Source organism: Thalassospira sp. GO-4, from assembly GCF_023588965.1.
Taxonomy (GTDB): Bacteria; Pseudomonadota; Alphaproteobacteria; order Rhodospirillales; family Thalassospiraceae; genus Thalassospira; species Thalassospira povalilytica.
On sequence record NZ_CP097807.1, the window covers coordinates 4,504,480 to 4,526,253 of the forward strand.

Annotated in this window: 18 protein-coding genes; 4 read left to right on the plus strand and 14 right to left on the minus strand. The window is 56.1% G+C overall.

Features of this window, described 5'->3' with window-relative positions:
- Positions 1 to 64: 64 nt before the first annotated feature.
- The 4 genes from M9H61_RS20465 to xylF all read right to left on the minus strand — a co-directional run bounded on the left by M9H61_RS20465 (position 65) and on the right by xylF (position 4,554).
- On the minus strand, positions 65 to 1,246 hold the full coding sequence (locus tag M9H61_RS20465; RefSeq protein ID WP_250282659.1) for a fumarylacetoacetate hydrolase family protein: 1,182 nt from the start codon (positions 1,244 to 1,246) through the stop codon (positions 65 to 67).
- On the minus strand, positions 1,243 to 2,145 hold the full coding sequence (locus M9H61_RS20470) for an ATP-binding cassette domain-containing protein (RefSeq protein WP_250282662.1): 903 nt from the start codon (positions 2,143 to 2,145) through the stop codon (positions 1,243 to 1,245). The genes M9H61_RS20465 and M9H61_RS20470 overlap by 4 nt, the downstream gene beginning before the upstream one ends.
- Positions 2,146 to 2,156: 11 nt before the next feature.
- Complete coding sequence (locus M9H61_RS20475; RefSeq protein ID WP_250282664.1) at positions 2,157 to 3,422, minus strand: sugar ABC transporter permease; 1,266 nt, start codon at positions 3,420 to 3,422, stop codon at positions 2,157 to 2,159.
- Between the two features lie 100 nt (positions 3,423 to 3,522).
- Complete coding sequence (gene xylF / locus M9H61_RS20480) at positions 3,523 to 4,554, minus strand: D-xylose ABC transporter substrate-binding protein (protein ID WP_068517029.1); 1,032 nt, start codon at positions 4,552 to 4,554, stop codon at positions 3,523 to 3,525.
- 243 nt (positions 4,555 to 4,797) lie between these two features.
- Between xylF and M9H61_RS20485 the strand changes: the two genes are divergently transcribed.
- The gene (locus M9H61_RS20485) at positions 4,798 to 5,559 is read left to right on the plus strand and encodes an SDR family NAD(P)-dependent oxidoreductase (RefSeq protein ID WP_068517030.1); all 762 of its coding nucleotides are present in this window, start codon (positions 4,798 to 4,800) and stop codon (positions 5,557 to 5,559) included.
- An 89-nt stretch (positions 5,560 to 5,648) separates the two neighbouring features.
- Positions 5,649 to 7,811 (plus strand): dihydroxy-acid dehydratase, encoded by a 2,163-nt coding sequence (locus M9H61_RS20490; protein WP_250282667.1) that lies wholly within the window; start codon positions 5,649 to 5,651, stop codon positions 7,809 to 7,811.
- Positions 7,812 to 8,010: 199 nt separating this feature from the next.
- Here the strand turns inward: M9H61_RS20490 and M9H61_RS20495 are convergent, their stop codons facing one another.
- The 3 genes from M9H61_RS20495 to M9H61_RS20505 are packed head-to-tail and all read right to left on the minus strand — an operon-like array spanning position 8,011 to position 12,694.
- Complete coding sequence (locus tag M9H61_RS20495; protein WP_250282669.1) at positions 8,011 to 9,498, minus strand: efflux transporter outer membrane subunit; 1,488 nt, start codon at positions 9,496 to 9,498, stop codon at positions 8,011 to 8,013.
- Between the two features lie 14 nt (positions 9,499 to 9,512).
- Positions 9,513 to 11,498, minus strand: a complete 1,986-nt coding sequence (locus M9H61_RS20500; RefSeq protein ID WP_250282671.1) for a MacB family efflux pump subunit — start codon at positions 11,496 to 11,498, stop codon at positions 9,513 to 9,515.
- 2 nt (positions 11,499 to 11,500) lie between these two features.
- Positions 11,501 to 12,694: an efflux RND transporter periplasmic adaptor subunit gene (locus M9H61_RS20505; protein ID WP_250282673.1), complete on the minus strand. Its 1,194-nt coding sequence runs from the start codon at positions 12,692 to 12,694 to the stop codon at positions 11,501 to 11,503.
- Positions 12,695 to 12,859: 165 nt separating this feature from the next.
- Here M9H61_RS20505 and M9H61_RS20510 point away from each other — a divergent pair, with 165 nt between their 5' ends.
- Positions 12,860 to 13,642 carry a response regulator transcription factor gene (locus M9H61_RS20510; protein ID WP_250282675.1) on the plus strand — a complete coding sequence of 261 codons (783 nt, stop codon included), beginning with the start codon at positions 12,860 to 12,862 and terminating at the stop codon, positions 13,640 to 13,642.
- Complete coding sequence (locus tag M9H61_RS20515) at positions 13,639 to 15,039, plus strand: ATP-binding protein (protein ID WP_250282676.1); 1,401 nt, start codon at positions 13,639 to 13,641, stop codon at positions 15,037 to 15,039. The genes M9H61_RS20510 and M9H61_RS20515 overlap by 4 nt, the downstream gene beginning before the upstream one ends.
- A 90-nt stretch (positions 15,040 to 15,129) precedes the next feature.
- On the opposite strand, the gene purU is transcribed toward M9H61_RS20515, so the two are convergent.
- From purU to M9H61_RS20550, 7 genes are all read right to left on the minus strand, one after another.
- Positions 15,130 to 16,014, minus strand: coding sequence for a formyltetrahydrofolate deformylase (purU, locus tag M9H61_RS20520; RefSeq protein ID WP_250282678.1), 885 nt, complete (start codon positions 16,012 to 16,014; stop codon positions 15,130 to 15,132).
- 82 nt (positions 16,015 to 16,096) lie between these two features.
- Entirely contained in the window at positions 16,097 to 17,401 is a 1,305-nt protein-coding gene (glnT, locus tag M9H61_RS20525; protein ID WP_250282680.1) for a type III glutamate--ammonia ligase, read from the minus strand.
- 86 nt (positions 17,402 to 17,487) lie between these two features.
- On the minus strand, positions 17,488 to 18,816 hold the full coding sequence (locus M9H61_RS20530; protein WP_250282682.1) for an FMN-binding glutamate synthase family protein: 1,329 nt from the start codon (positions 18,814 to 18,816) through the stop codon (positions 17,488 to 17,490).
- A gap of 47 nt (positions 18,817 to 18,863) precedes the next feature.
- The gene (locus M9H61_RS20535; protein ID WP_228195703.1) at positions 18,864 to 19,550 is read right to left on the minus strand and encodes a GXGXG domain-containing protein; all 687 of its coding nucleotides are present in this window, start codon (positions 19,548 to 19,550) and stop codon (positions 18,864 to 18,866) included.
- 84 nt (positions 19,551 to 19,634) lie between these two features.
- Positions 19,635 to 20,531 (minus strand): glutamine amidotransferase family protein, encoded by an 897-nt coding sequence (locus M9H61_RS20540; RefSeq protein ID WP_101247835.1) that lies wholly within the window; start codon positions 20,529 to 20,531, stop codon positions 19,635 to 19,637.
- A gap of 118 nt (positions 20,532 to 20,649) precedes the next feature.
- Entirely contained in the window at positions 20,650 to 21,354 is a 705-nt protein-coding gene (locus tag M9H61_RS20545) for an XRE family transcriptional regulator (RefSeq protein WP_197460751.1), read from the minus strand.
- 167 nt (positions 21,355 to 21,521) lie between these two features.
- Complete coding sequence (locus tag M9H61_RS20550; RefSeq protein ID WP_250282684.1) at positions 21,522 to 21,746, minus strand: hypothetical protein; 225 nt, start codon at positions 21,744 to 21,746, stop codon at positions 21,522 to 21,524.
- Positions 21,747 to 21,774 lie beyond the last annotated feature (28 nt).

Genomic DNA, 21,774 nt, shown 5'->3' on the forward strand with positions numbered 1-21,774 from the left:
TCCTTGATATGGGCATTTTTTATCCCGCTTTGGCAAGGGGATAGAACGCCCGGGCGTCTGTTTGTTACAGAAGCCCGCGGGCGGCAAGGTTGGTCATCAGGGCGGTAATGCCAAATTGCCACGGATTGATGGCATCGGACCGGTCAACCTGATTGATCAGTTTGCCAAGGCTTGGCGTCGAGATGGTCACAAGATCCCCCATCTCGTGGGTGAAGCCCTTGCCAGCACCGCCGCGATCATCGGTGGGGGCAAACATGGTGCCCAAAAACAGCATGAAGCCATCCGGGTACTGGTGATGTTTGCCAATCGCCTGAGCGACAAGGCTTTCGGGTGTGCGGCTGATCTGGCTCATCGAACTGACCGCATCAAGGTGATAGCCATCCGTACCATCAACCGCCATGGCAAGATCGGCATCCTTGACGGTTTCAAGGGTAAAGTGGTCATCAAACAGGCGGATGAACGGCCCGATGGCGCAGGATCCGTTATTGTCCTTTGCCTTGCCCAGAAGCAATGCGGACCGGCCTTCGACATCACGCAGATTGACGTCATTGCCAAGTGTCGCGCCGACGATCTTGCCCTTGGAGGTCACGGTCAGGACCACTTCGGGTTCCGGGTTGTTCCAGTTTGAAATCGGATGCAGGCCAACATGGGCCCCATGGCCCACAGCCGACATCACCGGGGATTTGGTAAAGATTTCCGCATCCGGGCCGATCCCGACTTCAAGATATTGCGACCAGGCACCTTTTTCGATCAGGACCCGCTTGATCTCGGCGGCCTTGTCTGATCCCGGTTCGATCTGTGACAGGTCATCACCGATAATGCCGGTGATTTCGGTGCGGATCTGATCGGCCTTGCTGGCGTCCCCGCGTGCCTGTTCCTCGATCACGCGTTCAAGCAGGCTGGCAACAAAGGTCACGCCACTTGCCTTGATCGCCTGAAGATCATTGGGGCTCAGAAGATGGGCGGTTTTGCCATCGGCACCCGGTTTTGACTGTTCGATAATGTCGCCAAGCGATGCGGCGGTCGGGAAACTTGCCGGGTTCGACAGCCGGGCCAGAACATCATCGCGTTCAAGCAACTGGCTGATGGTCGGCGCAAGGCTGCTGATATCACGCAGATTTTCACCATCGACCAGAACCGGGGTCGGGCCGGAAACCCGCGGGTCCCAGATGCGTCCGATCAGAATGGCACGATTGGCGTCATCGGGCAGGATATCGGTTTGGTTTGCCGGAAAGCCTTGGGTCATCGGGGCGTCTCGCTTGTTTCGTTCGGGGTCAAAGGGGCTAGGTGTGGTTGGTCGGTGCCAGTTTTATCCGGTGTTGTGATGTCCGATGCTTTGGAGGCGGCCGGACGGTTGGTTGCACCCGGACCAGCCAGATGCAAAAGATGTTCGGGCATCTTGCCCAGAATGATCATGCCAAGAACATCATCATGTGTGACATCCTTGGTCCTGACGCTGCCGACCAGCTTGCCGTTTTTCATCACATGCAGCCGGTCGGAAAGATCAAACACATCATGAAGATCGTGACTGATCAACAATATACCGAGCCCGTCACGTTTCAACTGATCAATCAGTTCGCCGACCATTTTGGTTTCATGCACGCCAAGGGCGGCGCATGGTTCATCCATGATCAAAACGCGGGCTTCGAACAAAAGCGCACGCGCAATCGCAACCGATTGCCGCTGCCCGCCCGACAGGGCCGAAACGGGTGATGTGAATTTCTTGAAATTCGGGTTGAGGCGATGAAGGACCTCGCGTGCCTTGTGTTCCATCGCCGCATCATCAAGGAAGCCAAGCTTGTCGATGATTTCGCGCCCCAAAAACAGGTTTTGGGCTGCATCAAGGTTATCGGCAAGGGCAAGGTTCTGATAGATCGTCTCGATATTGTTGTCGCGCGCATCACGGGCATTTTCGATTTTGGCTTCCTTGCCATCGACAATGATCTGGCCGCTATCGGCCTGATACGCACCCGACAGGATCTTGATCAGGGTCGATTTGCCAGCGCCATTGTGGCCCAGCACCCCGACCACTTCGCCGGGATAAAGATCAATCGAAACCCCGTCGACGGCCTTGACCCCGCCAAAGCTGATATGGATGTCGCGCATTTCGACAAGCGGATCGGTATTTGTGGTCATGTCGGTCATATCCGGTCTCCTTACGCGGTCGGGTCGCTGTAACGACGGTGGAAATACTTGTCGCTAAAGACGGCCAGAACAAGAACCAGTCCGATGACAATGCTTTGAAGCGATGTATCGACCCCCAAAAGCGCCATGCCGCTTTGAAGGCTTTGCATCACAAGCGCGCCGATCAGCGCGCCATAAATCGTGCCAACCCCGCCCGCAAGCGACGTTCCGCCAATCACCACGGCGGCAATGACGCGCAATTCATCAAGCGTGCCAAGATCATTGCCCGCAGATTGCAGGCGTGCTGACGAAATCGCCGCACTGATCGCGCACAAAACCCCCATCAGGGCAAAGACCGCAACCGTCATGCGTTTGACATTGATGCCAGCAAGCTCGGCGGCCTGCGGATTGCCACCAATCGCAAAGACATAGCGCCCGAACCGGGTCCGCTTGACCACAATGGTCAGGATGATCGCCACAAGGGCAACAATCAGAAGCGGGATCGGAATACCGTGCGAGATTTCAAGATTTTCCGCGGTGACCGGAATGCCCTTGTTCTCAAGCAGGCGTTCGGCAGCACGCGTCGGCAGGTGATAGGCATTGAGGGTCGCAATCGCGGCCAGAACCAGCCCGCCCTTGATGATGGTATTGGTGTATTCCGCCCAAACCGGCTTGACCGGGAATTCGAATGAAAGACGGCGGCGGCGTTCCATGATCGCGGCATAGATGATCGCAAGAATGGCGATCAGGGCGACGATCCAGCTCCATGTCGCGCCAATCGTGCCTTCGATCCCGCCGCCCAGCAAAATGAAATTGTGATCAAGCGGGGCAACCGTGCGGCCCTGTGTTACCCACCAGGCCGAACCGCGCCACACCAGAAGGCCGCCAAGGGTCACGATAAAGGCCGGAACACCGAGATACCCGACGGCAAGCCCCTGAAGCCCGCCAATAGCCGCGCCAAGGATAATGCCGACCAGAAGGGTCAGGATCCAGGTCAGCGGATGATTGTAATCGAGAAACGGTGGCAGGACATCGGTCTGAACCACGCCCATGATCATGGCCAGAACGCCCAGTATGGCGCCGACCGAAAGATCGATATGGCGGGTAACGATAATAAGAACCACGCCGCAGGCCATCACGGCAACCGATGCGGTCTGGACCGACAGGTTAAAGATATTGCGCGGGGTGATAAATCGCCCGCCCGATGCGATATCAAAGCCGACCCAGATGATCAGCAAAACAACGGCAAGGCCAACCAACCGGCGGTCGACTTCCATTTTCGTAAGCAGTCGTGACATGAAAACGCTCGTAAGGCAGCGGGGCCGGCATGCTGTGTTCTGCGCACGCGAACAGCAGCCGACCCCGGGTTAAGCAAGGCAGGAGGAAATAAAGACTGCCCTAGTTACAGGCAGATACCTTGCCGCTCGGAACGCCTTTGCATACGACGTCTTTGGAAACCCAACCGGCATCAATCACCAGATCAAGCTTGTTCTGGGTGATGGCAACCGGATCAAGGAAGAAGGATTTCATGGTCACGCCATTCGGGCTTTGCCAGTCTTCGGTGCCCGAAACGTCGGCCAGTTTGGTGCCCTTGGCCAGATCGACCGCGATTTCAGCGGCCCGTTTGCCAAGAAGACGCGCATCCTTCCAGACCGAAACCGTCTGGGTGCCAAGTGCAACACGGTTCAGGGCCGCATGATCGCCATCCTGACCCGAAACCGGGATACCCTGCATGCCCTGTGCGGAAAGGGCGGCAACCACACCGCCAGCCGTGCCGTCGTTGGAGGCAACAACAGCATCAACCTTGTTATCCGCAGCCGTCAGGAACTGCTCCATATTGCGCTGGGCGATCGCCGGCTGCCAGCTGTCGGTATAGGCTTCGCCGACAACCTTGATGTCACCGGAATCGATGGCCGCCTGAAGAATTTCAAGCTGGCCTTCATGCAGGATATTGGCATTCGGATCGGTCGGAGCACCCTTGATAAAGACATAATTGCCTTTGGGCTGGGCGCCAAACACGGCCTCGGCCTGAAGACGGCCGACTTCCTTGTTGTTGAATGTAATGTAATAGGCGTTCGGATCTTCGATCAGGCGGTCATAACCGACCACCGGGATGCCTTCATTGGTTGCCATTTCCACCGCCGGACCGATCGAGGCGGAGTCTTGCGCCAGAACGATCAGTGCATCCGCGCCGCGCGCAATCAGGCTTTCAATATCGGAAAGCTGCTTGGACGGATTGCTTTGGGCGTCCGCGCTGATGTATTCCGCGCCGGCTGCTTCAAGGGCGGCCTTGATCGCTGCTTCATCGGTTTTCCAGCGTTCTTCCTGGAAATTCGACCAGCTGACGCCAACCGTAAGATCGGCCGCAAAGGCATTTGCAGACAGCAATACGCTACCGGCCAGCATGGCCGTGGAGAGGAGTTTTTTCATTGGTTTCTTCCCTGAATGAATGTGTCTTGTTGCGACATTTATTTTTGTTGTCGAAAAAATGTTGACGTGAAGAAGCCGTCCTGTCAAATTTTTTTTAGTGATTAAATTAAAAACAGCTCTTTAGGCGATCAATTTGTCCCGTAAATCCGCATTTTTGGTTGATTTATGGGGTGATTTTCAATGATGCACTGCATCATTTAATTCGGTTGTCTAAAATAAAACAAAGATATGACAGGGAACGTTATGACAGCGAGTTATCACGACATTGACGGGAAATCCGTGCTTGTGACCGGCGGTGCGTCGGGGATCGGGGCATCAATTGTGCGTGCCTTCTGTGCCCAGGGGGCGCATGTCGGTTTCTTTGATATTGATGATGGTGCCGCACAAAAGCTGATTGACGAGATCCGCGATGAAACCGGTCGGGCACCGGTCTACAAATCCTTTGATCTTCGCCAGCAATCGCTGATTGCCGGTGCGGTGCGCGAAATGTCGGCGGCAATCGGGCCGATGGATGTTCTGGTCAATAATGCCGCCCGTGATGACCGGCATCGCCCCGAAGAAATCGGCCCGGAACAATGGCGCGATGGTCTGGATGTAAACCTTGCGCATCATTTCTTTTGCGCCCAGGCCGTGGCCCCGGACATGAAGAAAAAAGGCGCAGGCAGCATCATTAATTTCAGTTCCGTAAGTTATATGATGGGGCTTCCCGATCTGGTGGCTTATGAAACGGCCAAGGCCGGGGTGATTGGCCTGACGCGTGCGCTGGCGCGTGACTGGGGGGCTGATGGCATTCGCGTGAATGCGCTAACGCCGGGCTGCATCATGACCCAGCGACAGCTTGATCTGTGGATTTCCCCCGCCGACGAGGAACGCATCCAGCAACAGCAATGCGTCAAACGCCGGCTGGTCGGTGATGATGTCGCGCAGATGGTGCTGTTTCTGGCATCCGATGTGTCTTCGGCCTGCTCGTCACAGAACTTCATTGTTGATGGCGGCATCGTCTGATCCGTCGCATACCGGCCTAAATCCGATCATCGGGTTTGCCGGTTCGTAAATGCCTTGTCCCGCAGTCGCCCCAATCGAGAACACACATCATGTCGCCCACCAATCTTCCCGTATCTCCGATCATCATTGATGAAAAAGCAAACCCGTACCGCGATTGCATTCAGGGGCTGGCCAATCAGCCGATCACGGTCGTCAAACTGTTGCGCGATGCGGTGAATGAAAACCCGGTCGTTGCCCGGGACCGTGATTTCAGCGTCCCGGAAATCAGGGATGTGGTCGGGCGTCTGGTGGAAAACCGGCCACGCATTGCGATCATTGGCGGCGCGCCGGATCATCCGGCCCATCTTCTTGATCGGCCACAGGCCCTGATGGCGGCAATCCGCATCTGGGAAATGGGCGGGGTGCCGTTCCTGTTTCATGTGCCCGTAATCTGTGATGGCACCGCGCAAAACAATATCGGACAAAGCTATTCCCTGGCGTCACGCAATCACACGGCTGCTGCGGTCAATATCACGTTCGAAGGGCACAGCTATCACGCGGCCTATGTCATTGCCGGTTGTGACAAATCACCGGCTGCTGTGGTTGCCGGTCTGGCCGCGGCCGATCATGCCCGTGCCTATCGCGGCGATCAGGCCCCGGTCTGGGCGGTTTTTGCCCCGTCCCATGTTCTCAAGGGCGGTGAAATCCCCGAAGGCACGCGGCGGTTGCTTGATGATATCGCAGCCAGTGCGGACGCGGCCGGGCATGATGATCTGGGATCGGATATTCGTGAAAACATGCGCTATATCCTGCAATGCACCTCGGACGAGGCCTTTGCCGGGTTGCTGGAACGTGCCCGGTTGCTGGGCCTGATTGATGGCGCACTTGAACGCAGCGTACTTGATCAGCTCGCCACTGCGACCTGTGATTCAAAGGGTGGCATTTGTGCCTTTAACGGCACGGGAAATTCATCGCGTACCATGCTGGCCGCCTTTGGTCTGACGCCGCCGGAACTGGAACTTCTGACCGATGTTCCGCCCTTTAGTGCGGTGGCGGCCGGGGTGGATGCCTTGTTTGATGTTTTCAACAAACCGCAATATGCGATCGGCAATCTGCTGAAAGCCAATTTCGCCAATTTCGTGCGCATTCATAATGCGACCGGATCAAGCAGCAACATGCTTTTGCATCTGCCTTTCATGATGCGCTATGCCGGGTTTGATGTGTCGATTGATGATTATCAGGATGTGCGCACCAAAACCCCGGTGCCTGAAATCTTTGCCCACAGCCTGACCGAAAATCGCGATACCTTTGTACTGGCCCAACAAATGGCCGAAGGCAAAAATCGCGGCATGGAAAGCATTTATCGCATTCTGGCCGATCTGGGGGTGGCGATGGATCTTGATGCGCCGACGGTCCTTGGCAAAACCTGGGCCGAACGTATTGCCGGTCTTGAAAATCCGGTTGATCTGTCGCTTGGTGATGCGTCGGTCATTCGCGCAACCCCGGTGCGCAAACGATCGGGTGTCGATGTTCTTACCGGCAGTTTCTTTGAAAATTGCGCGGTCAAAACATCGGGTATGAGCGACCATTTGCTGTCGCATTTCGACGATCATGTTTTCATCGTCCGCTATTACGAAAACGAACATGTCTGTAACGGGGATTTTGCATCCCCCGATCTGGTGACGCGCCTGATTGAAACCGATGGCGTGGACGAAGAACTGATTGCCGCAGTGGTTCGGCGCAATGGCGGGAACAGTGTTGATATGAACGCGCCCAAGGACATGCTGGCACAGGGGCATTTGTCCTTTGCCTTTGTCATCGGTGGGCAGGGGCCCGAAGCCTATGGCATGCCGGAAATGTTTTCACCGTCCCAGAATCTGCGTCATCACCGCATTCTTGAAGCATCCTCGATGCTGATTACCGACGGGCGCTATTCGGGGGTGACAAAGGGCGCGTGCATTGGTCACATGGTGCCAGAAGCATTCACGGGCGGCGGGATCGGTTATCTGCGTGACGGGGATGTGCTGCGTCTGAACCTGACGACGCTGAAACTTGACTGGCTTGACCCGGTGGCGTTTCTGGACGGGGTGGAATTACCCGCCGATCCACGGGGGATCAAAGAACGGGTAGAACTCTTCGAAGGGCGGCTTGGGCGGATGGAAGCCCGGCAATGTGATATCGCTGCGAGCAATGTCCTCGATGCGATTGGAAATGCGGCGTGCGGCATCGTCCCACGGGCAGTTGACCGCCGTGCAATCAAGTCCTGGCGATAGGCGTTGCGCACTGTCGCGTTCAAATATGATTTCACCGCGCGTCACGCTGTTGGATTCCCGAACCGTCAAAATAAGTGCCGCAAAGCACAGCCCGCCACCGACAAGCATCATAAGCCGTCCAAGCATTGGTGCTTTTTCACGATGAAATCGGGGCATGTCCTGACCTTTCAAATATTGCCAATATCCGCGCGCACTGTGATCAGGTCGGGCTGACCTGATCGGTTGCTGCATCGGACTGCGATGCGTCTGGTGTCGCATCCCCGCCCAGCGCCAGATAAAGCGTGATCAGGTTGGTGATGCGATCAAGCTGGTTTTCAAGGACGGTTTCCTCGGTGGTGCGCCGGTCTTCCTGCGCATCAAGCCAATCCTGCATCGCGACCGCACCCGACCGGAACCGGGTTTCATAGATCGCCTCTGCGTTAAGTGACGCCGCAAGTGCTGCTTCAAGTCTTTCAGCCCGGCGATCATAATTGGTCCGCGCAGACAGGGCATTTTCGACATCCGCCATTGCTTGGTATGTGGTCTGGCGGAACTCGGCGATGGCCTGTTCATATTCGGCTTCGGATACCTTGATATTCAACTGCCCTTCATTCCAGTTCAGGAATGGTAACGCCAGGCTGGCGCCAAGTGTTCCAACCGGATTGGACAAAAGATTGCGCAACTGATCACTGCTTGATCCAAGCGTCCCGGTCAGGCTGATGGTTGGCAACAGACTGGTCTTTGCGGAATTGAGTTCCTCGACACTTTCGCGCAGCCGCAATTCAGCAGCCCGGACATCGGGACGCCGTTCCAGAAGGCCCGATGGCAACCCTTCGGGAATGGCAGGCAACATACCGGCGGGCAGTGTCTTGCGCGTGATTTCAATATCTGATGGCGGCTGGTTGAACAGAATGGACAACGCATTCTTGGTTTCGGTCAGGCTCTGTTCAATCTGGGTATAGGCCGCGCGCTGGTTTTCAAGGTTGCTGCGCGCTTCATTGACTTCAAGCGATGATGTCGAACCCGATGCATATTGCACATCCACCAGATCAAGGGTTTGCTGCGCGTAATCAATGCTGGCCTGCGCGATATCAAGACGCTGCTGATAATAGACCGCCTGCCAGTAAAGGGTCGCCGTCGTCCCGATCAGCGAAAGCGCAGTGCTTTCGCGATCTTCAAGGGTGGCAAGGGCTTCCCACTTGGCGGCATCATAATCGTGGCCAAGCTTCCCCCACAGATCAAGTTCGTAACTGATCCCGGCATCAACACCATAGCTGCGCGTAATGTCGCCATTGCTGCGACCATCTTCGCTGTCAAACTGGCGCGATGTCGAAATATCGCTGCCTGCTGAAAGATCGGGATAAAGCGCATCTTCGGCAAGTCCGGCTGTCAGCTGTGCCTGGCGGACTTTGATGGTGGCTGCGGCCAGATCGTTGTTGGTTTCAAGCGCGCGGGCAATCAACCGGTTAAGCTGCGGGTCGTCAAAATTCTTCCACCATCCGGTCTGTGCAAGAATTTCTGCCCGGGTTGCGGTGTCGTCCGTGCCGGTGTTGTTTCCGGTGTCGTTTCTGGTGGCGCTATCGGTTGATTGGCCCCACGATGCCGGCATGGTCATGTCGGGCCGGTCATAGCTGACTTCCGACAGGCTTGAACATCCGGCAAGCATCAGCATCGACAGGATCGTTCCGGTTTTCAGAATGTTTTTCATGATCTTTTTCTTTCCTAGTCGCGTGACAGGGCATCGACCGGATCCAGTCGTGCCGCATTTCGGGCGGGCAAAAAGCCGAACGTGATGCCGATCATGGTCGCGCAGGCAAAGGCACCGATGATCGATGTCGGGGAATAGACCATCGAAAAACTGCTGCCGATCAGATCAAACAGCTCGCCGATGGCAAGGGCGCCAAGAACGCCAAGTCCCCCGCCCAGAATGCACACCAGAACCGCTTCGATCAGGAACTGGCGCAAAATGTCGCTTTGACGGGCGCCAACGGCCATGCGGACCCCGATTTCACCGGTGCGTTCGGTGACTGAAACCAGCATGATATTCATCACCCCGATCCCGCCGACGACCAATGAAATCACCGCTATCGACGAAATCAGAAGCGTCATGGTGCTGGTGGTTTTCTCGACCGTCTGGCGGATGCTGTCACTATTGACGGTAAAGAAATCCTTGGTGCCATGGCGCTGGGTCAAAAGATCGGTAATCTGGCTTTCGGCAAGGGCGGGGGCGACATTGTCGGCCACCCGTACCGTGATGCTGCTCAGATAGGTCTGACCAAGAATACGGGTCAGCGCCGTACTGTGCGGCACCCAGATATTCAGGCTGTCCTGATTGCCAAACGTGCTGGTTTTAGGCGCGGTTACCCCGATGATCTGTACCGGCACCGATCCAAGAAGGATCACTTCGCCAACCGCACGTTCCCCGTCCGGGAAAAGTTTCTGCACGGTATTGTCGTCAATGATGGCAACCTGGGCACGTTTCCCGATTGCCGCCTGGTCAAACCAGATGCCGTCGGCAATTTCATAGCCGCGGACACGGTAATAATCGGTGCCAACACCGGTGACATTGGCATTGACCTCGATATTGCGATATCGCAGTGCGACGGTGCTTGAAACCCGGGGCGTGACGCTGTCGACATAATACTGGCTGGCCAGAACGTCGGCATCACCGGCGGTCAATGTGCGGATCTGATCGGCATCCCGGTCCCCGAAATCCTTGCCACGATTGATGTCGATCGTGCTGGTGCCGATGCTGCTGATATCGGAAAGGATGCGTTCCTGTGACCCGGTGCCAAGGGCCACGACCGAAACCACCGACGCAATGCCGATAATGATGCCCAGCATGGTCAGGAATGTGCGCAGGCGATGCGCATTCATCGCAATCAGCGCCATTTTGAACGCTTCGCCAAACCGGCCAAGTTGCGACAGATAACTGCTTTGACCGCTGCTGATGGTGTTGATCGCAACGGTCGATGCGTCGTCATCGGATTTTGGCGTGATGCGTTCATCGCGGATGATTTCGCCGTCGCGGATTTCGATGATGCGTTCGGCATGGGCCGCCACATCATGATCATGGGTCACCAGAATGACGGTATGTCCGTCCCGATGCAGATCGCGCAACAGATCAAGCGTCTGCTTGCCGCTTTGCGTATCAAGTGCGCCGGTCGGCTCATCGGCCAGAATGACATCCCCGCCATTCATAAGTGCACGGGCAATACTGACACGTTGCTGCTGTCCACCCGAAAGCTGGCTCGGTCTGTGATGGATGCGGTCACCCAATCCGACACGGGTCAGGATTTCGGTTGCGCGTCTGGTCCGTTCGCTGGCATCGGTTCCGGCATAGATCGCCGGAACTTCAACATTGCCAAGCGCACTAAGATCCGACAACAGGTGATATCGCTGAAAGATGAACCCGAAATATTCACGGCGCAGGGCGGCAAGCTCGTCAGGTTCAAGATCACCGGTCAGGCGACCATTGACGCGATATTCCCCCTCGGTCGGGCGATCCAGACAGCCAAGGATATTCATCAATGTCGATTTGCCCGATCCCGACGCCCCGATGATGGCGACCATTTCGCCACGCTCGATCGTCAGATCAACGCCCTTAAGCACGGCGATCTGTTCTTCGCCGGCCGGGTAATGGCGCCACAGATTGCGAATTTCGATCAGCGGGGCGGTGGTGCTGTTTGACATGGTTTCATCGCGCATGATCAAAACATCCCACCCGGAGGACCCCGGCGTCCCGATTGTGTGCTTGTCGGCAATTCGGCCCCGCTGGCCATGCCAATGACGATCTCGTCATCTGCACTCAGTCCGCTGGTGATTTCGGCATTGATATTGGTATTCAGCCCGACGGTGACGGCACGCGGTTCCGGGTGACCATCGTCGGTCATGACATCAAGAAAATAACCGCCATCTTCGGTCGGGCCTTTCAGGGCCGAGGATGGAACAATCAGGGCATTTTCCGACTGATCAAGAATGATGGTGACTTCTGCTGTCATCCACAGACGCAACAGGTGGTCGGGATTTTCAACATCAAACAGCGCGTTGTAATAGACCGCTTCGTCATCGGTGTTTTCATCATCGTCCTCGATCCCGGTCGGGGCCGGTTCAATGGCGCGAAGGGTGCTTTTGTAAACGGTGCTGGAATCGCCCAGAACCGTGAATTTCACAGGCAGACCTTCCGTGATGCGGATGATGTCGGCTTCGGAGACCTCGGCCTTGACGGTTACGGTATCAAGTTTGGCCAGCTTGATGATGGTCGGGGTGGATTGTGATGCGTTGACGGTCTGGCCTTCCTTGACCGGAAGGGCGACGACCGTGCCATCCATCGGTGCTGTGATCTTGGTATAGCCAAGATCGATCCGCGCGGTATCCACCGCAATTTCGGCCTGGGTGAACTGGGCATTCAATGCATCGACATCGGCCTTGGCAATCGCAAGGGTGGCTTCGGCCGCGTCATAGTCTTCCTGCGGGGATGCATCGAGTGCGCGCATCTTTTTCTGGCGGGCAAAATCAAGTTCCGCCTGTTTGAGTGTCGCCTTCTGCGCGGCAAGCTGGGCCTTGATATTGGCAAGGGATGCCTCGGCCTCCTGCAGATCGTTTTCCTGGGTTGACGGATCGATCTCGGCAATCAGGTCGCCTTCGCGGATCCGGTCGCCAAGTTCCACATGCAGGGCCATGATCTGACCGGAAACCTGCGCGCCGACACTGACCAGCTTCGAAGCACTGACCGCCCCGGTGGCAAGCACGGTATCTTCGATTGTGCCCATGCGCGGCTTGGCCGTGATAAAGGCGGTATCGGCACTGCTGGGGAACAGATAGGCCTGCAACCCCCACGCAGCCCCGGCCAGGGCGACAATCAAAATGACGGCGTTGCGGACACGTTTTCCGGATCTACTCATCGGGCATTCATTCCTGACATTGCTCAGTGGCGCGACATGCGCATTCCTGATGAGCAACAGATAACAAGCCAGCCCGGGCTTGAGGGTGAGGGGGGCGAAAATGATCTGTAAGGAATGTGTAAAGATGGCCTGCGGCCTCTTTTAACGGGCGCAACGATGGGTAGAATGGCATCATCCAGACCACAAAAACAAACCGGCCCGTTATACCGTGCCGACGCCAAGGAAAGACGCAAACAATTGACCCGCATATTGCTTGTAGATGACGACGCCGAACTGGGGGCGATGCTTGCCGAATATCTTGATGGCGAGGGCTTTGACGTTTCCCAGGCCTATAACGGCAAGGAAGGGCTGGCGCGCGCGCTTCAGGGGGAATATGCCGTCATTCTGCTTGATATCATGATGCCCGGCATGGGCGGCATTGACGTTCTGCGCGAATTGCGTGTCAAAAGCCGCGTACCCGTCATCATGCTGACCGCCAAGGGCGATGACGTTGATCGGGTCATCGGGCTTGAACTGGGGGCGGATGATTATATCCCCAAACCCTATTATCCGCGGGAACTGGTGGCCCGTATCCGGGCGGTCTTGCGCCGGGCCGAACCGGTTGTCTCCAGTGACCCTGACGGGCCGGGGGACAATCCGTCAGATGAACTTGTTCACGGCAAGCTCAAACTCAAACCGGCCAGCCGCGTGGCAAGTTTTGATGGTGTGGCGTTTGATTTGACCGTGTCGGAATTCAATCTGCTCGAAGTTCTGATGCGTGCGGGCGAACGTGCCCTTTCCAAGGACGAATTGTCGCGCAAGGTGCTGGGTCGCCCGCGCGAGGTTTATGACCGTTCGATTGATGTGCATATGAGTAACCTGCGCCAGAAACTGCAAACCATCAGCGGCGATGCCGGCATGATCGAAACCGTGCGCGGCTTTGGCTATCGTTTAAGGCAGGACACATGAAAAGCCGTTTGTTCTGGAAAATCCTGATCGGGTTTATTGTAACCTTTACCGGTATCTCGGTCGGGGTGTGGTCGCTGCTGATGTTATATGGCGGGCCGCCCGAACCGTTCCATATCGGCTATCTCAAACGCACCGCCCCGGGATATCTGCAAACTGCGGCCGAAGTCGCCCGCCATGGCGGTGTTGACGAACTCGAAGCCACCATTGCCCATTGGCCAAAATCCGAACGCAGCCGCCTGATCATTGATCTGGGCACCCCCGGTTCGGGCGGCACTGTCGATGGCGCCAATAGTAGCGATATGGTTGCGCGCGTCTTGCCGGATAATGGTTCCCCCGAATGGCTGGATGCGCTCAAAGAATATCCGGTCTTTGAACAGGTCGTGACCGGACCTGGCGGTGAAAAGATCCGCCTGATCTATGATGTCAGTGATGTGATTGACGAAATCCCGCAACGTTCACGCTGGAAAGTCCCCAATCCCCTGATCATTCTCGGATCGATTGGCGGCCTTGTCTTTAGTGGTGTTCTCGCCTGGTATCTGACGCGCCCGATCCTGAAAATCAGTGACGGGTTCGAAGAATTGTCGCGCGGCAATCTGGATTATCGTCTGGGCAAAACCATCGGGCGGCGGCGTGATGAAATTGCCGATCTGGCCCGTGATTTCGATGTCATGGCTGACCGGTTGCAACGGCTTGTTGCGGCGCGTGACCGGTTGCTCAATGACGTCTCGCACGAATTGCGCTCCCCGCTTGCCCGGATGCAGCTTGCCGTCGGGCTGGCGCGCCAGTCACCGGACAAAAGTGCCACTTCGCTTGATCGCATCGAAAAGGAAGCCGTCCGGCTTGATGAGCTGGTGGGTGAACTTCTGACCCTGTCGCGGGCCGAAAGCGGTGCGGCACGCCATCAATCATGGATCGATCTTGATCATCTGCTGGGCCGTGTGGTCAGCGATGCCCGGTTCGAGGCCGATGCCACCGGTGTGATTGTCGATGCCGATTTCGGGGCACGACCGTCCGGTCATCAAAATGTACCGGTATTGATGGGCAGTCCCGAACTGTTGCGCCGGGCTTTTGAAAATGTCGTGCGCAATGCCCTGCGCCATTCGGGCGAAGGCCAGATCGTCAAAATCACGGCCACGGATGATGCCGATCACCAGCAGTTCCGCATCGACATCAGTGACGAAGGCCCGGGCATTGATGGCGACAAACTCGATGATCTGTTTGAGCCCTTCGTGCGCGGGCAATCAAATGCCTGGGGCGGTGGGTTCGGCCTTGGCCTGTCGATTGCCCAGCGTGCCATTCGCGCCCATGGCGGGGATATCAAAATCCGCAACCGTGATCAGGGCGGGCTTCTTGTTACAATTCTTCTGCCCTATGAATTGCGTCAGGCCGAAGTCTGATCATCGGTACGGTCAAGAAAGACACCCATAAAAAAACAAACGCCCCGGCCTGCGCAAAGCCGGGGCGTTTCGGTTTTCGGATCGGAATGGTTATCCCATGCGTTCGGACGCATAGCTTCCCGGGCTTGGCGGGAAGACAATGGTGCGATTGCCGTTGATAAAGGACCGGTGATGAATGTGGGCGTGAACCGCACGCGCCAGAACCTGACTTTCAACGTCACGCCCGATTGACACATAATCGGCCGAGTTCTGGGCATGGGTGATGCGTGCGATATCCTGTTCAATGATCGGACCTTCATCAAGATCGGCCGTCACATAATGGGCCGTCGCCCCGATCAGTTTCACACCGCGTTCATAGGCCTGCCGATACGGGTTGGCGCCCTTGAAACTTGGCAGGAATGAATGGTGGATATTGATGATCTTGCCGCTCATTTTCTTGCACAGGCTGTCAGACAGAACCTGCATATAGCGCGCCAGAACAATGAGTTCGACCTCGCTGCTGGCAACGATATCAAGAAGCTTTTTCTCGGCTTCGGGCTTGTTGTCCTTGGTCACCGGGATGTGGTGGAACGGGATATCGTGATTGACCACGACCTTCTGATAGTCGAAATGGTTTGAAACCACACCGACGATATCAATCGGCAAGGCCCCGATTTTCCAGCGATACAAAAGATCGTTCAAACAATGGCCAAACCGCGACACCATCAGAAGAACCTTCATCTTTTCCGCGCTGTCATGGAACTGATAATTCATGCCAAATTGCGTTGCCGGACCATCAAAGCCACGCGACAGGGTTTCCTGATCGACACCTTCTTCGCTGACAAAGGCCACCCGCATAAAGAACAGGTCGGTTTCCATGTCATCAAACTGGGAACTGTCGGTAATGTTGCAACCATGTTCGGCCAGATAGGCTGAAATGGCGGCAACAACCCCGCGCTGGGAGTCACAGGTGACTGTCAGAACGTAGCTTTTCATCTCGTCTGGCTTTCAAAATAACAGTGAATGAAAATGACCCGGCCCCGTCCATCGGGGAATGTTTTGGGGCCGGGCAGAAGCATCAGATATCAAGCGTGTTTTCGCGTTCCCATTGCGAGAAATGCGAAACATATGAATTCCATTCTTTTTGCTTGAGCTTGAGGAACGCCTTGGAAAACGCCATGCCAAGTTCGGCCTGAAGCGCCTCGTTGCGGCCCAGTTCGCGTAATGCATCAAGAAGGTTCAGCGGCAGGCGCGGCGCATCCTTGACCAGATGGCCTTCTTCATACATGTCGATGTCATAATGCGGGCCGGGGTCGGCGGCATTTGCCATGCCGTCAAGTCCGGCCGCAATGATCACCGCCTGAAGCAGATAGGGGTTTGTCGCCCCGTCGGGCAGGCGCAATTCAAACCGGCCCGGCCCCGGAACACGCACCATGTGGGTGCGGTTATTGCCGGTCCAGGTCACCGAATTGGGGGCCCAGGTCGCGCCCGATGTGGTGCGCGGCGCATTGATGCGTTTATATGAATTGACCGTCGGGTTGGTGATCGCGGCCATGGCCGATGCATGGTTCATGATCCCGCCCAGGAAATGCTTGCCCTTTGATGACAGGCCAAACGGGGCCGCGTCATCGGCAAAGGCATTCTGACCGGCCTCGTTCCACACCGATACATGGCAATGGCACCCGTTGCCCGTCAGGCCGGCAAACGGTTTGGGCATGAATGTCGCGCGAAGGCCGTGTTTCTCGGCAATCGATTTGACCATGAATTTGAAAAAGGAATGCTTGTCCGCGGTTTTAAGCGCATCATCAAATTCCCAGTTCATTTCAAACTGGCCATTGGCGTCTTCATGGTCGTTCTGATAGGCACCCCAACCCAGTTCCAGCATGTAATCGCAAATCTCCGCAATCACGTCATAGCGGCGCATGACTGCTTGCTGGTCGTAACACGGCTTTTCGGCGGTATCGGCGGCATCCGAGATTGCCGTACCATCCTCGGTAATCAGGAAAAATTCCGCCTCGACCCCGGTTTTGACATTCAGGCCAAGCTTGGCAGCCTTGGCGATCTGGGCCTTAAGGACATTGCGCGGGGCCTGTTCGACCGGCTGGTCTTCCATGATGCAATCGGCCGCGACCCAGGCAACATCGGGTTTCCACGGCAACTGGATCACAGAATCCGGATCAGGAACCGCAAACATGTCCGGATGGGCCGGGCTCAGATCAAGCCAGGTCGCAAACCCGGCAAATCCCGCACCTTCTTCCTGCATGTCAGCAATCGCCTGGGTGGGAACAAGTTTGGCGCGCTGTCCGCCAAACAGGTCGGTAAAGCTGATCATGAAATACTTTATGCCGCGTTCCCGGGCAAAGGCTGATAGATCCTTGGTCATTGAAGTCCCCTGACGAATTTTATGCAGTGCCAACGGTTATCCCGGCGTGCCAAAAGGCACACCGGTTCCGGTGGTGCGTTAATGTTCTAGAATCCTCCCTGACCGGGAATCCAACTGGTCCCGGCAAGCGGTACACCGGCCATGGCCGCCGCTTCGATATTCAGTGCGCACAGATCCTCGGGTTCGAGGTTGTGCACATGATTTTTGCCGCAGGCGCGCGCAATTGTTTGCGCTTCAAGTGTCATGACCTTCAGGTAGTTGGCCAGACGCCGGCCAGCGGCAATCGGGTCAACCCGTTTCATCAGGTCGGCATCCTGGGTCGTGATGCCTGCGGGATCACGGCCTTCATGCCAGTCGTCATACGCCCCGGCTGTCGTGCCAAGCGCGTTATAGTCTTCTTCCCATTTGGGATCGTTATCGCCAATCGCGACCAAGGCAGCCGTCCCGATGGAAACCGCGTCCGCGCCAAGGGCCAATGCCTTTGCCACGTCCGCACCATTGCGAATGCCGCCAGATACGATCAATTGTACTTTGCGATGCATTCCCATGTCTTGCAACGCTTTTACCGCCGGGCGGATACAGGCAAGGGTCGGCTGCCCGACATGTTCAATGAACACTTCCTGCGTTGCCGCCGTACCGCCCTGCATGCCGTCAAGCACGATGACATCTGCACCGGCCTTGACCGCAAGGGCCACGTCATAATAGGGGCGGGCACCGCCAACCTTGATAAAGATCGGCTTTTGCCAGTCGGTGATTTCGCGCAATTCCTGAATTTTGATCTCAAGATCATCCGGGCCGGTCCAGTCGGGATGACGACATGCCGAACGCTGATCGATCCCCTTGGGCAGGTTGCGCATATGCGCCACACGGTCCGAAATTTTCTGACCCAGCAACATGCCGCCGCCGCCCGGTTTGGCACCCTGACCAATGACGATTTCAATCGCATCGGCGCGTTTCAGATCGCGCGGGTTCATGCCGTACCGTGACGGAAGATATTGATACACAAGAGTTTGCGAATGCCCGCGTTCTTCCTCGGTCATGCCGCCATCGCCAGTGGTGGTCGATGTGCCCGCAAGGGTCGCACCACGGCCAAGCGCCTCTTTGGCCGGACCGGAAAGGGACCCGAAACTCATGCCCGCGATGGTGATCGGGATTTTAAGTTCAATCGGCTTCTTGGCAAAACGGGTGCCCAGCGTGACCGCGGTTTCGCATTTCTCGCGATACCCCTCAAGCGGGTAGCGCGACATGGACGCACCAAGGAACAGCAAATCATCAAAATGCGGGACCTTGCGTTTGGCGCCACTGCCGCGAATGTCATAGATGCCGGTGGCCGCTGCACGGCGGATTTCCGATAAGGTATAATCATCAAAGGTTGCCGATTTGCGCGGCGTGGTAACGGGATGTTTGTGGCTCATGGTCTGATCCTGTTTCTGGGCTGAAAGCATGGTTTCAGCGCTGCGCGTCAATAAGCGTCGGCATTGTCGATGTTGAAATTGTAAAGCTGGCGGGCAGAGCCATATCGCGTGAATTCTTCGGGCTTCACATCCGTGATCCCCGCATCCGACAGAAGCTTGGTCAGGATTTCGATATGTTCGGGGCGCATGTCCTTTTTGATGCAATCCGCACCAAGCGACTTGACCGTCCCGCGCACGAAAAGCCGTGCCTCATACAGGGAATCACCAAGCGCATCCCCGGCATCGCCCAGAACAACAAGATTGCCCGACTGCGCCATAAAGGCCGACATATGGCCGATATTGCCTTTGACCACGATGTCGATGCCCTTCATCGAAATGCCGCACCGTGACGATGCATTGCCTTCGATCACCAGCAATCCGCCATGGGCGGTGGCCCCGGCATACTGGCTCGCATCGCCCTTGATCACGACCTTGCCCGACATCATGTTTTCGGCCACACCCGGACCGGCATTGCCATGCACCGTGATGTTGGCGGTTTCATTCATACCGGCACAGTAATATCCGACACTGCCCTTGATCTGGACATTGACCGGGGCATCAATCCCGACGGCAACCGCATGGGCACCGCGCGGATTGGTGACTTCGAATTCCTCGTTCCCACCGTCTTTATCAAGTGCATGAAGCGACGCATTCAAATCGCGCAGTTCGGTGGTTGCAAGATCAAACACTGGCATATGTGTTCCTTCCTTATATGGCCGTCTGTGTGAGGCGGCCGGGTCGGGGCGCGATATCGCTGCACCCGACAGGGTTCTTGAAAATCAGTGTTCCCAGAAATAAACCGTGGCCGGTTCCGGTTCCCAAACCCGCGCATCTTCAATGCCCGGCAGGTTCACAAGCGCGCGATATTCCGACCCGAATGCGACATAGGCATCGGTTTCGGCCATGACGGCGGGTTTGCAGGCAATCGGATCGCGTACTACGCCAAAGCCCGACTTGGTGCCAACGACGAAAGTGAAAAACCCGTCAAGGTCATCAAGCGCACTGGTCAATGCCTCGCCAAGGTTCTTGCCCTTGGCCATTTCCCCGGTCAGGTAGGCTGCGGCGACTTCGGAATCGTTTTCGGTTTCCATGCGAATGCCCTGATGGGACAGTTCGCGGCGCAGATTGTTGTGATTGGAAAGCGACCCGTTATGGACAAGGCACTGGTCCGATCCGGTCGAAAACGGATGGGCGCCAAGGGTCGTGACCGCACTTTCGGTCGCCATGCGCGTATGGCCAATGCCGTGTGTGCCCGACATGTCGGTAATCTTGAACCGTTCGACCACATCCTTGGGCAGGCCGACTTCCTTATAGATTTCCATGACATTGCCGGTGCCCATCACCCGGATATTGGGGCGAAGTTCGGCAAGGGCGGTACGGGTGGCATCGATCTGATCGGCGCCAACCGTGATCACGGCATGTGTGCTTTTGGGCAGGATCGATGCATTGGCAATGCCCGCAGCACGCAATGCATCGGTCAGGCCGGCAAAATCGGTTTCCGGTTCCGGGGACTGAATGGTGAGTTTGGCCAGATTGTTCTGATCTGCGCCATAAATGGCGATCCCCGCACTATCAGGGCCGCGATCGGTCATGGTCACCAGCATTTCCGACAGCAAAGCGCCGAGCTGCGGTTCCAGACTTTTATCTTTAAGGAATAAACCAACGATGCCGCACATGGCAGGACAGTCTCCATTCTGTTGCTTGAATGGAGACTAACTGTTCGCGATTGCGGAATCAACTCATAAGAATAAAAATTTCATCAGGGTGAATTATATTCTTCACCGTGAAGAAAGTTTACGAGCGTGCCGGATAACAGATGATCGACAGATAACGGATTGGAAATGAAAGAAGTTCTTCCGGTCCGTGCCGGGCATCGGCATCAAAAAACAGGCTGTCACCGGCCTGCATGTAATAAAGCTGATCACCGTGGCGATAGCGTACTTCACCCTCAAGCATATAGATGAATTCCATGCCTTCATGCTGGAAGGCGGGGAAACTGCTCGACTCCTCGGTCAGGGTCAGCAAATAGGGCTCGACCACAACACCGCTGGTATTGTTATCAATATGCCCAAGCAGGTTATATTCATGACCTGCGCGCGTGCCGCGCCGTTCAATGGCAATGCCTTCGCCCGATTTGACAAACACCGCATTGCGAGGTTCTTCATAACGGCGGAAAAAGTCGGTCAGCGGCACGCCAAGTGCACTTGCCAATGCCTGAAGCGATGTCAGGGATGGTGATGTCACACCGTTTTCAATCTTGGACAACATTCCCATCGAAATGCCGGTTGCCGATGCCAGATCGGCAATGGTGATGCCAAGTTTCTTGCGCAGGGCGCGGACTTCATGTCCGATCGCGATTTCCAGATTGTTTTCCTTCGGCTCGCGAAGGGCGTGCGGGTCCTGGTTCAGGGCGGCCGGTTTGTTCATGGAGTCCATGGGTATTCCTTGCTCGCTGTTGGCGTTGGTTTTGGTTGGTTTCTGCGATTTGTTATCTGCCATTGTGGCGGCTTCCTTCGCCACCGTGCCCGTAATCGGCGTGCGGTGCGTTTCCTGATCGTTTCCTGGGTCATGCGCGGACCGCTTTGCTTTGGCGGTCGTCTTTTGTTTTGTGCCGGTCTGCCCTTTGATCGTTGCGATCCGTGGTGCAGTGCAGCCTTCTGTTTCATTTAAACTGTCAGGAAAGATTTATCAACTGAAGGGAAAATCATTTTATGGAACAGGCGGGCGGTGGTGGCGCAATCAAATTGTTGCAATGCCGCAGAAAATAGCACTTGAGGAATAATTATTGAATTAAATGAAAAATAATTATTGCGTTCGCGAACAAGTTGCCGCCAGAATGGAGAACATAAAAAGCCAATAATTGCGCGCTGATTGCGCGACAAGGCTGCCAAATCAGGGCGACCAAATCAGGAGGCCATC

Bases quoted from the DNA above. Each gene is read 5' to 3' on its own strand.
- M9H61_RS20500 (WP_250282671.1), bottom strand. From the start codon at position 11,498: ATGCGCGATGAAACCATGTCAAACAGCACCACCGCCCCGCTGATCGAA.
- M9H61_RS20515 (WP_250282676.1), top strand. From the start codon at position 13,639: ATGAAAAGCCGTTTGTTCTGGAAAATCCTGATCGGGTTTATTGTAACC.
- M9H61_RS20510 (WP_250282675.1), top strand. From the start codon at position 12,860: ATGGCATCATCCAGACCACAAAAACAAACCGGCCCGTTATACCGTGCC.
- M9H61_RS20470 (WP_250282662.1), bottom strand. From the start codon at position 2,145: ATGACCGACATGACCACAAATACCGATCCGCTTGTCGAAATGCGCGAC.
- M9H61_RS20465 (WP_250282659.1), bottom strand. From the start codon at position 1,246: ATGACCCAAGGCTTTCCGGCAAACCAAACCGATATCCTGCCCGATGAC.
- M9H61_RS20530 (WP_250282682.1), bottom strand. From the start codon at position 18,816: ATGAGCCACAAACATCCCGTTACCACGCCGCGCAAATCGGCAACCTTT.
- M9H61_RS20540 (WP_101247835.1), bottom strand. From the start codon at position 20,531: ATGTGCGGCATCGTTGGTTTATTCCTTAAAGATAAAAGTCTGGAACCG.
- purU (WP_250282678.1), bottom strand. From the start codon at position 16,014: ATGAAAAGCTACGTTCTGACAGTCACCTGTGACTCCCAGCGCGGGGTT.
- M9H61_RS20535 (WP_228195703.1), bottom strand. From the start codon at position 19,550: ATGCCAGTGTTTGATCTTGCAACCACCGAACTGCGCGATTTGAATGCG.
- M9H61_RS20475 (WP_250282664.1), bottom strand. From the start codon at position 3,422: ATGTCACGACTGCTTACGAAAATGGAAGTCGACCGCCGGTTGGTTGGC.
- M9H61_RS20495 (WP_250282669.1), bottom strand. From the start codon at position 9,498: ATGAAAAACATTCTGAAAACCGGAACGATCCTGTCGATGCTGATGCTT.
- glnT (WP_250282680.1), bottom strand. From the start codon at position 17,401: ATGACCAAGGATCTATCAGCCTTTGCCCGGGAACGCGGCATAAAGTAT.
- M9H61_RS20490 (WP_250282667.1), top strand. From the start codon at position 5,649: ATGTCGCCCACCAATCTTCCCGTATCTCCGATCATCATTGATGAAAAA.
- M9H61_RS20485 (WP_068517030.1), top strand. From the start codon at position 4,798: ATGACAGCGAGTTATCACGACATTGACGGGAAATCCGTGCTTGTGACC.
- xylF (WP_068517029.1), bottom strand. From the start codon at position 4,554: ATGAAAAAACTCCTCTCCACGGCCATGCTGGCCGGTAGCGTATTGCTG.
- M9H61_RS20545 (WP_197460751.1), bottom strand. From the start codon at position 21,354: ATGGCAGATAACAAATCGCAGAAACCAACCAAAACCAACGCCAACAGC.
- M9H61_RS20505 (WP_250282673.1), bottom strand. From the start codon at position 12,694: ATGAGTAGATCCGGAAAACGTGTCCGCAACGCCGTCATTTTGATTGTC.